Origin of the sequence: Neolewinella lacunae (assembly GCF_014349155.1) — a bacterium.
Lineage (GTDB): Bacteria > Bacteroidota > Bacteroidia > Chitinophagales > Saprospiraceae > Neolewinella > Neolewinella lacunae.
Map to the genome: position 1 here is coordinate 16,896 of NZ_JACSIT010000090.1, position 12,879 is coordinate 29,774.

The following is a 12,879-nucleotide window of genomic DNA, read 5'->3' on the forward strand; positions in this document are numbered from 1 at the left end:
CCCCCGCATGTTTTGCTTCTCTTACCGTTTTTCGCGTATCTTCCTGGTGGCCCTCCTGCTGGGGGGCAGTCTGCTGCTCACCAACGCGGTGCTGGCCCAGGATGCACGCTACGCCAACCTGGCCGCCACGCCACAGCTGACCAACCCGGCCCTGACCGGAGTGATGAACGGCCAAATGCGCTTTACGGCCAACTACCGGGAATTGTACACCGGCCTGCTGGGCTCGGAGGGCTACCGCAGCGTGGGGGCCGGGGTGGAATTGCGACGGCCGGCGGGCAATGGCAACTTCTTCGGGCTAGGCGGGCAGTTGCAGCGCGACGAGGCGGGAGCCAGTGAATTTACCCGCACCCAGGGCCTCCTGGGCCTGAGCTACCAGCAACAAATCGGGGGATCGCGGCGGGGCGGAACCGGACACTTCCTCTCCGGTGGTGCTCAACTGGGCTTTGGACAAAGGGGCTACGACCTCAACAAACTGTGGTTTTCGGAACAATACTTCTTTGACAACAACACCCGTGAGGCTTACCTGGACCGCACCCTGGACACTGGCGAGCCTTTCTCGGGCAACGGTGCGGGGGCTTACTTGGACGTCAATGCCGGTGTGGCCTGGTTTGGCACTTTGGGCGATCGGGCGGGCGCATACTTTGGCATCGCTACGTATCACCTCAACGCACCGAACGTTTCTCCGCTGCCAGGACAGCGGGACGTGCTCGACCAACGCTACGTCGTCCACGGGGGTGGAGAAATCCCGCTGGGGCGCGGCGACATGAGTTTGCTGCCCGCCGCGCGTTTTATGACCCAGGGGCCTGCCTTCGAGGGGTTGTTGGGGGCCAACGTTCGCTACACCGAACGACGGTGGCAGGAAGTGGCCCTGCGCGCCGGGCTGTGGGCGCAACTGAGCAACCAATCCGGGGACCAGCCGGGGCTCAATGCCTACATCATCTCCGTAGGTTTAGAAACCGAACGCCTTCAATTTGGAGTGAACTACGATCTCTCGGCCGGAGCGGTAGGGACCATCACCAACAGCCGGGGGGGCTGGGAACTGAGCATGATTTACGTCCAGAAGGCCAACTACCGGCAACGGGTCAACTGCCCTACTTTCTAGTGGGCAATCCGTTGGGACCTCCCTTGCTCTCCCCCTTCGGGGGTTGGGGGGGCAACAAACTCCCCCCTCCGGGGGGTTGGGGGGGAGCACCTGCGTCCGCGCCCTGAATAAGAAGCTATAACACCTTAACATTTCAGGCAATTCCTAATACGGCTCCGGCTTGGTATCTTTGCCGGGACACTTTGAACATATACGCATTCCGGACGACCGTTGCCCGCCAGGGAAATTGAGCAAATCGGTGATTGGTACCAAGCCATCGGCTGGCCTGCCTACGCCAGCGCCACGCTGAGCAGCAAAAGGATGACTTTTGCGCCTTGGGTACGTCCCCACTGCATTGTCTGCGGACCACGCCCCTGAACATGAAATATTTATTGCTCTTCGCTTCTTTTTGGTCATTGACAGGTGGGCTCGCCGCTCAGTCATTCGTAGTTTCCGTCGGTGAAAAGCCGGTACAGCACGCATTGGAAGTGACGGGGACGCAGGAAATCAAAATCACCCTGGAGGGCGTGGCTGAGGGCGAAACCTACGCGCTGTACATTGCCAATGACCGCGAAGAGCGGCGTTTTTCTTTTGCGGATGTGCCTACGGGAGGGACGCTGCGCGACGGTCATTATATCCTGGGGGTCGGGACGGGTCAGGCGCTGGAAGTTTGTGTGCATGAGCGGCTCCACCAAGCCGGAACCCTTTACCTTTCGGCGCGCAAAAACCGTGGGCGTACGGCGGAAAAACTGATGGCCATGACGGCTATGCCTTCTACGGATGCGGACTTCTTGCTGAATACGGTTTTTCGCAACGAAAGTTGTTTTGAGCTTACGCCCATTCGCCTGTTAAGCGGTGACAATACCATCCAGAACGGACGGCGGGTGACGCAAACCGGCGTTTTCGGCAACGGGACGGCCACGGTAGGCATTGAAGACGGCATTGTGATGACGACGGGCTTCGTCGACGACCTTCCCGGCCCCAACGACGAGTTTTTCCCGGCCGGTGGAAGCTACCCTTCTTCTAACAATACGGATCCCGATGCGGCGGCGCTGGCGGGTGCCTTTGATTACTACGACGTTGCGGTGATTGAATTTGAGTTTGTACCTACCACCACCAGCATCAGTTTTGACTACATTTTCTTTTCTGAGGAGTACTTTGCCTGTCCACCCTTCGCGGGTTTTGGCAACGATGCTTTTGCGTTTTACCTGGAAGGCCCGGGGGTGCCCGGGGGGCGGATGAACATTGCCAGGCTGCCGAACGGCGACAACATTACGGCGGCGACACTGAACTACATTACCACCCCCAGCCTTTACGTGGACAATTACCCGGGGCGCTTTGTGCCTTGTTCCGATACCCCAGTCCCCCCCTCCCGCCTGGCCGGGATTTCTTACGACGGCTTTTCGCAGAAACTAACGGCGACGGCGACGGTGATTCCCTGCGAAACCTACCGCCTGAAGCTGGTGGTGGTGGACGTGGCCGACCCAACGCTCGATTCGGGCGTACTGCTGGAAGCGGGCTCCTTTACGGCTGGCTTGATTGCCGACCCCGAGCCCTCGGTACAGGGCATTCCCGGCCTCGTCACTCCCCTCGAAGGCTGCGACACGGCCTTTCTGACCTTCAACCGCCTGTTTTCTGACGCCGACGACTTGGCCCTGCCCCTGGAAGTCAACTATAACCTGATTACGACGGGAACGGGACTGAACCTGGCCGACTTAGGCCTCGATTTTGAATTGCCCCCACCACCCTTCATCATTCCAGCTGGAGATACCAGCGCAGTGCTGAAAATCCCCATCCTGGCCGACGCTGATGGCGGGGAGGGCGTCGAAGCTTTCATCCTAAAATACGACGGTACCTGCAACTGTGCCGAAAACCGGGATACCTTCTACATTCAGGATGCCGTTGCGATGCTGGTCGACATCGTCACGCCAGACCAAGGGCTTTGCGCCGGGCAGGCCATTCAACTCCAAAGCAGCGTCTCCGGAGGCGACAATAACTTCAGCTACCTATGGCCCGACGGGCAAACGAGCGATAACGTCAGTTACGTGGCTACTGGCCGGGACACTACCATTTGGCTTACCGTATCCGACGGCTGCGGCAGAACCGGACGGGATTCTGTCCGCATCAGCGCTTCGGCCATCTCCGCCACGGTAGGGGGGGATTACTCCCTGTGCAGCACTCCAGTGGTGTCCGTGCCGGTAGATGTGGAAGGCGGCTTAAGCTACGTCATTACCCTGCGGGTAGACTCCAATGGCGTGGTAACGGAAACGGACTATACCATTACCCAGGATACCAGTTTCACTTTTGACCGGGCGGCCAGCATCCGGGTGACTGCCGTGCGCGATGGCAATGGCTGCGGGGGCAGCACGAGCGGGGTAGCGATTGTGCGGGACGCTGACGTGCAGGTTACCCCCACCCTGGGGCAACCCGACTGTGGCGGTTCCAACGGTACGATCGACTTGCAGGTAGCGGGCGGCAATGCCAACTTTTCGTTTAACTGGCTCGACGACGGCAGCATTACCGGAGGCAGCCGCAGCAACCTTCCGCCCGCCAGCTACACGGTGGAAATTGCCCGCCTGAGCGACCCAGCCTGCCCACTGACCTTCAATTATACCCTGACGGGTCCACCACCGCTGGTTCTTGATTCCGTAGCCTACCTGCGCCCTGCCTGTGCGGGCGAGACGATCCTGCTGGCTCCCGTCGTTTCGGGAGGTACCCCACCCTACTCGTTTAATTGGCCCGATTCGGTGCGCACCGATAGCCTACTGGCCATCCGTACCCAGAATGGCAGCCACAGTTACCAGGTCTTTGTGACTGACGCCTGCGGAGAGGAGGTAACGGGTACGGTCAGTTTCACCCTGCCCGCCTTCAGCGTGTCGCTTGCCGGGCGTTACTCACTTTGCAACGCCAGTCCCGCCCTCGTTCCCATTACCTTAACGGGACCGGCGGGCGATTACGCGGTAACACTTCAGATCGACTCGGCGGGCACCATTTTTACGCGCAGGCTGTTGCTTTCGCCCGGGGTTACTGACCTGACTTTTTCTGCCGCTGCCGTGCTTACCGTGCTTTCCCTGACGAACGAACAGGGTTGTGTGGGCGATATCCTCAGTTCCGGGGCGGAAATTGTCGATCCCCAACTCCGTTTCACCCCTACCCTCGTCCACCCCATTTGCCGGGGGGATGCTACGGGAAGCATCCGCCTAACGGATGCAGGCCGGGTTCCGCTGCAGTACACCTGGTCGGACGCGGGTCCCGGTACGCCCACCCGCACGGGCCTGCGGGCTGGCACCTACGGCGTTCGTATTGCTGATGCAGCAGACCCCGGTTGTTTTCGGGACACCACCTTCGTACTGACCGAGCCCGCAGCATTTGTTGTCAACGCCGTGGCGGAGATGGCCAACTGCCCGGGCGAAACGATTACTTTAGCCGCCGCGCACCAGGGAGGGACCCCGCCTTATACTTACAATTGGGCCAACGGATTGGGTACGGATAGCCTCTTCACCGTGACTACCCTGGCGGGCAACAATAACTACCCGCTGGAGATTACTGATGCTTGTGGGCAGGTGCTGCGGGATACCGTGGAAATAGTTTTGCCGGACGTCACCGCGATGGTCAGTGGCAATTTCTCAGTTTGTACGCCCCCGTTCAACGCGGACGTACCCATCCGGCTGGCGGGGAGTACGGTGGGGTACACTTTCACGGTGCGGGAAAATGGCGTAGACCGCACCTTATTCGCCACGGGGGATACCCTGTTGAACTACACCCTGGCTACAATGGTACAGCTTATTTCCGTAGTGGCAGGCACTGCTGGCTGCCCGGGGATGGCTGGCGGCATTGCCAACGTCCGCAACGGCAATTGGGAAGTGGAGGCGACCGTTACCCCGGTGCTTTGTGCGGGAGAAAACAGCGGGAGCATCAGCCTGAACGTCAACAACAACCCAAGCGCTTACACTTACCAGTGGAGCCCCGCTACGCTGAGTGGTCCTAACGTAAGCAACCTGGCGGCGGGCACCTACCGCGTTACGGTAACCGAGCAGACCCCCGAAGCCTGTCAGTGGGATACCCTCATCACCCTTCTTGCGCCTGCCTCGGCCATTACTTTCCAAGGGGACAGCGCCCGCGCCGAAAGCTGTCTCGAACTGGCCTACGCCAGCGCCACCTTTACCGGCGGGACGCCACCGTTGACTTACTCGTGGAGCAATGGCGCAAGCGGAGCGGTTTTGGGCGACGTACCAGCCGGCAGCTATACCCTGACGGTCAGCGACGCCAACGGTTGTGAAGTGGTAAGAAATTTCAGTCTTCCCGACTTACGCCAGGACGTACTGGCCCTCATCCTCTCCTCCGGAACGGAGCTTACCTGTAGCCAACCCTCCCAAAACCTGAGCGCCGCGCAGGGCATTCAGGCGGTTAGCTACCAGTGGACAGGGCCGGGCGGCACCGACCTGGGGACCAGCCGCACCATCAGCGTTGCCGTGCCAGGCGATTACGTACTCAACGTCCTCAACCCCGCCACGGGCTGTACCGCAGCGGATACCCTGACCATTACCGAAGTACCCAATGGGTTGGAACTGGAACTGGATTCCCTTTACGCCATCACTTGCAGCACGCCCGCAGTTGATCTGACGGTGCGCCGCCTGGACCAAAGCGGTGTGGCAAATTTCGAATGGCGCTTCAATGGAACCATCGTTGGCCGGGCCGCTACCTTGCCCAACGTCACTGCCCCCGGTGTGTATACCCTGACCATCATCCGCCAGGCCGACAATTGCAGCACCAGCTTAACGACCGAGGTGATAGTAGACCGCACCAACCCGCAGGTCAGGGTTGACCAAGCCCTCCTCACCGTTAATTGCACCGATCAGCAGGTAAATCCCCGCGTGGAAGCGGAGGGTCCCTACCGTTTCCTGTGGACCTCCAGCGATGGCAGCATCAGTGGCGCGGCCGATGGCAACAGCGTGAGCGTTACCCGTCCCGGGCGCTACGAAGTATTGGTAACGGATACCTTGAATGGTTGTACCACCATGGCCACCGTTCGGGTGAACGAGGACGGCGATCGCCTGCGCCCCAACGCCGGGGCAGACCGCCTGCTCAATTGTGGTGCCAATGGTACAGTGCTGGAGGCTACGGCCAGCCCCAACCTGCCCAACACCCGCTTCCGGTGGTACGACCGTTCAGGAACGCAACTGAGCAACGTCGCCCGCCTGCTGGTCAGTACCGCCGGCGAATACATCCTCGAAGCCATTCACCCCGTCTCAGGTTGTTCGGCTTTTGATACCGTCCGCATCACTACCGAGGCACCTGCGGAGGTGAGCTATACCCTCCTGCAGCCGCCGTGCCCGGAGGTAGGGGGAAGCCTGACGGTGCGATCCGTGACGGGTACCCATCCCCCTTTCAGTTACCGTACGGAAAGCGGGTTGGGCAGGCCAGTTGGAAATGGCCTCCGTGAATTACCCGAAGGCGAGCACGTTTTGATCGTCACGGATGCTTTGGGTTGTGAACTGCGGGACACTTTCCAGATCTTTTCCCCGGGCTTTTTCGAGGGTTTTGCGGAGGATATTACCGTCTTCCTGGGTGAAGAGATTGTGTTAGGTGCCGAGACGAATCGGGGCGCCGGAGCGCGGGTGCAGTGGACGTGGGGAAACATTGCCGATACCAGCAGTTGTCTGCTTTGTCCCAATCCCGTGGTGCACGCCCTTGAATCTTTTGTGGCGACGGCTGTGGCGGTCGATACCCACGGCTGTGTTTTGCAGCTTCGCCAGCAGGTCTTCGTCAGGGAGCGCGACCTGGTCTACCTCCCCGACGCCTTCAGCCCCAGGAACGGAGACGGGGTGAACGACATTTACACCGTCTTCGGCGATGCGGATTTTGTAACGGCGGTGGAATCTTTTGCCATTTTTGATCGCTGGGGAAATCAGGTTTTCGGGAATCAGCATTTCCTGGTGAACGACCCTACAGCGGGTTGGGATGGCACCTACCGGGGTAAGGCCAGTCCGCCCGGCGTCTACGTCTATTCCGTCGCCGTACGCCGCTACGACGGACGGCTGGAAGTGCACAAGGGAGGCTTTATCTTGGTGGAATAAACAACAACGAGGCTTCGACTTGTCCTACCAGGGATGCTTTACCAACTTTCCGTTGGTGCGCTAAAGTTCTGCCGTGCCTGTACCTTTGCAAAAAATTGATCCATGAAGGCTTGTATTCTTAGGACTTGCTGCTTGCTGTGGCTGGGCTACGGCTTGCTGGGTTGCGGGGGCGGAGCGATGGGACCAGCGGAAGTCGTCGTCGCTACGGTTACGGACGCGGGGGACTCGATCTTCCGGTCCATTTCTTTAAACTATCGCACCGAGGAAATGCCCGAGCGGCATTACCTGATCTTGCGAAAAGAACTTTCGTTGCCGAAGATGCAAGACTTTCTGGCCACCGAAAGCCAAGTCCTGCGGGCCAAGGCTGTCGCCGCTGGCATTCAGTCTCTGGGTCCACCCAGTCATCTTTTCTATTCCTGGGAACCCGAGAAAGGCTGGGGTGACGCCGCAGTGGCACTGCCCGTAGCGGCCGACGTAGAACTGCCCCCTTACCTTACCATCAACCTACCAGCCACACCAGCCCTTAGCCTGGAATTTGAAGGTTCTCACGCCGCCCTTCCGGCCCTGCACTATGCGCTCGGCACGGAGCTTTCGCGCCGCAGTCTCCACGCCAGTAAACCCAGCATTGAAGAGCTCCTCGTTGGCCCCGCCGATTCCGTACCCGTCAGCAATTACCGCACCCGCTTGATTTACCCATATTCCCCCCGCCAATGACGCGCCAAGAGCTCTTTTCCGCCATCCAACGCAAGCGAAGTTTCCTTTGCGTTGGCCTCGATACCGACCCCAGCAAAATCCCCGGCCAACTGAATGGGGACGTCCTGGCCTTCAACAAAGCCATCATCGATGCCACGCGCGATTACTGCGTCGCCTACAAGCCCAATACCGCCTTCTACGAAGCACTGGGCCTCGATGGGATGCGCATCCTTAAGGATACGATTGACTACATCGGCAAGGAGCATTTCATCATCGCGGACGCCAAACGCGGAGACATTGGCAATACCAGCGGCTACTACGCCAGCTTTGCTTTTCATACCCTGGGGGCCGACGCCATCACCGTTGCTCCGTACATGGGAGCCGACTCCGTGCAGCCTTTCCTCAACTACCCCGGCAAGTGGGCCATTGTGCTGGCCCTGACGAGCAACCCCGGCAGCGACGATTTCCAACACGGCGCGGTTGGCGACGCCGCCCCCCTCTACGCCCGGGTGATGCAACGCGCCCAAACCTGGGGCTCCCCCGAGCAACTGATGTTCGTATGCGGGGCCACCCACCCCGAAAAATTTGCCGAGTTGCGCCAACTGGCCCCCGAGCACTTTTTCCTGGTACCCGGCATCGGCGCGCAGGGGGGCGACCTCGACGCCGTTTGTCGCCACGGCATGAACGCGGAGTGTGGCTTGCTGGTAAACAGCAGCCGGGGCATCCTCTACGCTGCGCCTGATGCGGGCTTTGCCGAGGCCGCCCGGGCCGCCGCCCACGAGCTGCAGCAACAAATGGAAGCCGCCCTGAAAAATTACCTGCCCTAAAAGTTCTTAGTTATTGGGGAACTATTTACCTTTGCGTCGCTTTAAATAGCACGTCGGCTTTCAGTACGTTGAAAGCCACTCTATACGGTGGTTGTAGCTCAGTTGGTTAGAGCGCTGGATTGTGATTCCAGAGGTCGCCGGTTCAAGCCCGGTCTTCCACCCTACGCCGGGTTTCCCGGTCCAGGCCCCCTCCTTTAACAGGTTGGGGGCCTTTGCTTTTGGTGCTGCCCTGAATGATGTTAGGTTTGCCTTGGCCGCAACTACTCCACGTTGCAGCAGCTGGCCAGCAGGGAAACGTACTCGGGGCGGTCACCCGCCAGCTTGTGGATAAACTTCTCCCGGACCTGCCCGTCTTGCAAAACGAACACCCCCGGCATCTGAAAGCCGTCGCCGAGTTGCTTGGTGCCCACGCCATGGCCATCGAGCACGCCGGCCTGGAAACCGCGGATCCAGGAATGGAGGCCGAAAAGTTGCCGGGCCGTGCCCTTGGTGAGCCCGAAAGCCTGATAAAAACGGCAGCCGGGGTCGGAGACGTGGCTGACGCCGCTCAACTGGTATTTCTCAAAGTACTTTTCGGCCGTGGCGTTGTCGGACATGTGCACCAACACCAGCTTCCCTCCGTAGCCGTGGATTTCGGGCAAGCGATCCGCCAGGTCGCGGAGCGCCTCCCGGCAAAAAGTACAGCCGAAGTGGCGAAGAAAGACCAGCAAAACGGGCTGCTGCTCGCTCAGGCCTTCCACCGAAAGACCATCGGTGGTTTTCATTTGGCGGAGCGCTACGCCGTACATTTCGGCCATCATCATCTTCCTTTTTATGCGGTTAAATTTAGGTGTAGTAACACCACAATTAGGCCTTTGGCTGCAAAAAATGCGTCCATAAAATGCTCCGCCCGATTCCATACTACCGACGGTCATTTGCTGGCCCCGGCCCTGCTTCTTATCCGGACAATGCACCTGCGGCCGCGCCCCCTCAGCATGCAAAGATCGCTATAAGCTGTTCAGTAAGTCCCTTTTCATTTCCAGAGCCTGTAGGATGGCGGGCATCCGTTCCCGCGTATGGGCGTAACCGAGGTCGTGTAATTCCCGTAACTTATTGATGCTGAATATATTGTACGAATTGAGCATTGATGGCTCAATGACGATGTCACACAGTTCCGTGCTCGGCAAAGTATTGGCCATGATGGAGAGATCGAAGCAGCGCCAGACGATGTTGACGACCGAACCGACGTCCGCCGGCGGCAAAAGCCCGTAAGGCATGAGGTTGCTCCCGATGATGAAGTCTGCCTCGTGCAGCAATGGGGTAACGGGCATGTTTTGGATGACCCCGCCATCAACGTAATGGGCCCCGTCGATGATGACGGGTTTGAAGACGAAGGGAATCGAACAACTGGCCGCCAGAATATCGTGGAGCGGCCCGGAGTTGCGCAATTCCTGCATGCCCGTGTTCAGGTTCGTAATGCCGATGTAAAGCGGATAGCGGAGCCCTTCAAAAGAGTTATCGGGCAGGATTTCCGCTACCTTCTCCTTGAGGTAATCGAGCGTCGTCAGCCCGGTAATGGGAATCCCGACGCGGACGAGGCGAAACAAGGAGGCGTCAGCCAGCACGTCCATCATATCGTCTGGGGTAAGCCCCGCCGCGTACTGGGTGGCCACGATGGCTCCTGCACTGACCCCCACCAGGCGGTTGGGTACAATCCCCTCCTCCAACAGGGCACGCAGCAACCCGATGTGGGCCGCGCCGCGGGCACCTCCTCCGGATAATGTCAGGCCGATGGTCATTAGTAAGGGAGTAAAGGAGTAAAGGAATAAGGGAGCTGCCGCCCGGACTGGCGCAACAGGTGAACAGTCTCAACAGTCCAGAGTTTTCCCCTTCCGTGGCGATTGGCAGAGCCCACCTTCCATCCATTAATCCTTTACTCCCTTACTCAGAGCTCCAGGTCGCCGCCAATCTCCTCGTGCCAGGGCAAACCGTGCTCGCCGAGTTTGGCCAGGAACGGATCGGGGTTAAACTGCTCGACGTTGAAGACGCCGGCACCGCCCCAGGCTCCGGTCAGCAGCATCATTGCACCGGTCATGGCGGGTACGCCGGTGGTGTAGCTTACGCCCTGGGCGCGGGTTTCCTTGTAGGCCTGGGCGTGGTGGCAGTTGTTCCAGATGTAGTAGGTCTGTTCCTTGCCATCCTTGATGCCCCGGATGCGACAGCCGATGCTGGTTTGGCCCACGTAATTTTCGCCTAGATCTCCGGGGTCCGGCAGTACCGTTTTCAGGAATTCCAGGGGGATGATCTCGACGCCCTTGTGCATCACGGGCTGGATACCGGCCATGCCGATGTTTTGGATCACGCGCAGGTGGGTGAGGTATTCGTCGCCGAAGGTCATCCAGAAGCGGGCCCGCTTGAGGGTTGGGAAGTGCTTGACGAGACTTTCCAGTTCTTCGTGGTAAAGGACGTAGCTGGCCTTGGGGCCCACGTCGGGATACGTAAGATCTTTGCGGATGCTGAAGGGTGGGATTTCCACCCATTCGCCGTTTTCCCAGTACTTGCCGTTCTGGGTGATTTCCCGGATGTTGATTTCGGGATTGAAGTTGGTGGCGAAGGCCTTGCCGTGGTCGCCGGCGTTGGCATCAACGATGTCCAGGTAATGGATTTCGTCGAAGATGTGCTTGGCGGCGCGGGCGGTGAAGATGCTCGTCACACCGGGGTCAAAGCCGCAGCCGAGGATGGCCGTGAGGCCAGCAGCCTCGAAGCGTTCCTGGTAGGCCCACTGGTGGCTGTACTCAAACTTGGCTTCCTCCTTGGGCTCGTAGTTGGCCGTATCGAGGTAGTGCACGCCGGCGGCGAGGCAGGCGTCCATGATGGTCAGGTCCTGGTAAGGCAGGGCTACGTGAATGACGAGTTCGGGCTGGTACTCCCGCAGCAGGGCGGTGAGGGCTGGCACGTCTTCAGCGTCAATGGCTGCCGTGGTGATTTTGTCGTAGCCGAGGTCCTTCCGGATGTCGGCAGCAATCTCGTCGCACTTCGCTTTGGTGCGGCTCGCGATCATGAATTCGGTGAACACCCCGGGGTATTCGGCGCATTTGTAGGCTACTACGCGGGCGACGCCTCCGGCGCCGATGATGACAACTTTGCTCATGGGGATGGTGGTTTAGGGGAGGTCGGGGTAATCGACCTTAGAGGGCCGTTCAACGGGAGTAAGCATGGGCAGGTGCATGACCTTGGCCTCGTCCGGGCCCACGGTCATGAAACGCATGAAGCCACCGTGGGATTCTGCGACGTGCTTGGCAAAGGAAACGAAATCGCGGTAGTAGAGGTAGGCAAACGGCAGGGCCATTTTCGGGAAGATCTCGTTGAACCGGGCCAGCCGACTGGCAATTTCTTGCTGCCGGGGCTCCACGGCGTTGGGCAATTCCCGGCTGAGTTCCTGGATGCGGGTGCTCAGGTTCTCTTGCAGTAGCTCGTAATACGCCGTCAGGTGGCCAGCGTTGTTGAAGCTGCGGATGTCGGCCAGGCGCTGGGCCTCCTCGAGTTCTACCTCGTCGATGTCATCGTCCGCGCCAGCAACCAAGATGGTGATCAGGGGGATGGCGTCGAAGAAGAGTTGCTGTTCGTCGGGACTCAGGTTCTTGAATTCTTTCAGCATATTTATGGCTAATTTTGCGCAAATATAGGGGAACCAAAATGGTTTCCTTTATCCTGCCATTCATCTTTTCCCAACATGCAACAAGCCTTGCTTTTTCTCTTCGCGGTTGTCGCCGGTGTTATGCTTCCCATCCAGGCGGGCCTCAACAGCGAAATCGGCAAGTCGCTCAAAAGCCCGGTGTACGCCACCCTGGTTTCTTTCGTCGTCGGCACCTTCGGCCTACTGTGCTATTTGTTGCTCGCCCGGACGCAGTGGTCGGAGCTCAAAAACGGCTTCCAGTTGCCCTGGTACTACTGGTCCGGAGGGCTCCTCGGGGCGGTCTACGTCGCAGCCATCATCGTTTTGACGCCTCGCCTGGGCGTTGCCCTCACGTTTGGTCTCACGGTGGCCGCACAGATGGTTTTTGGGGTGATCATGGACCACTACGGCTGGCTCGGCGTACCCGTTTCGCCCATCAATTGGCCGCGCGTGATTGGCGTGGCCCTCATCATCGCTGGTGTAGTGATAGTACGGTTCAACTAGGCCGTAGCACAGTTTTGGGCGCGGCCGCAGGTGCCACGCGCG

General features: G+C 59.3%; 9 protein-coding genes and 1 tRNA gene. 6 read left to right on the top strand and 4 right to left on the bottom strand.

Annotated elements, in window-relative coordinates:
• Window positions 1-7: 7 nt before the first annotated feature.
• From H9S92_RS07795 to H9S92_RS07815, 5 genes are all read left to right on the top strand, one after another.
• Window positions 8-1,102: a PorP/SprF family type IX secretion system membrane protein gene (locus tag H9S92_RS07795; protein WP_187466150.1), complete on the top strand. Its 1,095-nt coding sequence runs from the start codon at window positions 8-10 to the stop codon at window positions 1,100-1,102.
• 359 nt (window positions 1,103-1,461) lie between these two features.
• Window positions 1,462-7,158, top strand: coding sequence for a choice-of-anchor L domain-containing protein (locus H9S92_RS07800; protein ID WP_187466151.1), 5,697 nt, complete (start codon window positions 1,462-1,464; stop codon window positions 7,156-7,158).
• Window positions 7,159-7,260: 102 nt separating this feature from the next.
• A complete protein-coding gene (locus H9S92_RS07805; RefSeq protein ID WP_187466152.1) occupies window positions 7,261-7,872 on the top strand; it encodes a GyrI-like domain-containing protein in 612 nt (203 codons plus the stop codon).
• Window positions 7,869-8,678, top strand: a complete 810-nt coding sequence (pyrF, locus tag H9S92_RS07810) for an orotidine-5'-phosphate decarboxylase (RefSeq protein ID WP_187466153.1) — start codon at window positions 7,869-7,871, stop codon at window positions 8,676-8,678. The genes H9S92_RS07805 and pyrF overlap by 4 nt, the downstream gene beginning before the upstream one ends.
• Window positions 8,679-8,764: 86 nt before the next feature.
• Window positions 8,765-8,840: transfer RNA gene (locus H9S92_RS07815), tRNA-His, on the top strand.
• Between the two features lie 98 nt (window positions 8,841-8,938).
• Here H9S92_RS07815 and H9S92_RS07820 read toward each other — a convergent pair.
• The 4 genes from H9S92_RS07820 to H9S92_RS07835 form a co-directional block, all read right to left on the bottom strand.
• On the bottom strand, window positions 8,939-9,481 hold the full coding sequence (locus tag H9S92_RS07820) for a peroxiredoxin-like family protein (RefSeq protein ID WP_187466154.1): 543 nt from the start codon (window positions 9,479-9,481) through the stop codon (window positions 8,939-8,941).
• Window positions 9,482-9,664: 183 nt separating this feature from the next.
• Window positions 9,665-10,456 carry a patatin-like phospholipase family protein gene (locus H9S92_RS07825; protein WP_187466155.1) on the bottom strand — a complete coding sequence of 264 codons (792 nt, stop codon included), beginning with the start codon at window positions 10,454-10,456 and terminating at the stop codon, window positions 9,665-9,667.
• A 146-nt stretch (window positions 10,457-10,602) separates the two neighbouring features.
• Window positions 10,603-11,808 carry a saccharopine dehydrogenase family protein gene (locus H9S92_RS07830; protein ID WP_187466156.1) on the bottom strand — a complete coding sequence of 402 codons (1,206 nt, stop codon included), beginning with the start codon at window positions 11,806-11,808 and terminating at the stop codon, window positions 10,603-10,605.
• A 12-nt stretch (window positions 11,809-11,820) separates the two neighbouring features.
• The gene (locus H9S92_RS07835) at window positions 11,821-12,315 is read right to left on the bottom strand and encodes a hypothetical protein (RefSeq protein WP_187466157.1); all 495 of its coding nucleotides are present in this window, start codon (window positions 12,313-12,315) and stop codon (window positions 11,821-11,823) included.
• 75 nt (window positions 12,316-12,390) lie between these two features.
• Here H9S92_RS07835 and H9S92_RS07840 point away from each other — a divergent pair, with 75 nt between their 5' ends.
• Complete coding sequence (locus H9S92_RS07840) at window positions 12,391-12,837, top strand: DMT family transporter (RefSeq protein WP_187466158.1); 447 nt, start codon at window positions 12,391-12,393, stop codon at window positions 12,835-12,837.
• Window positions 12,838-12,879: the final 42 nt, after the last annotated feature.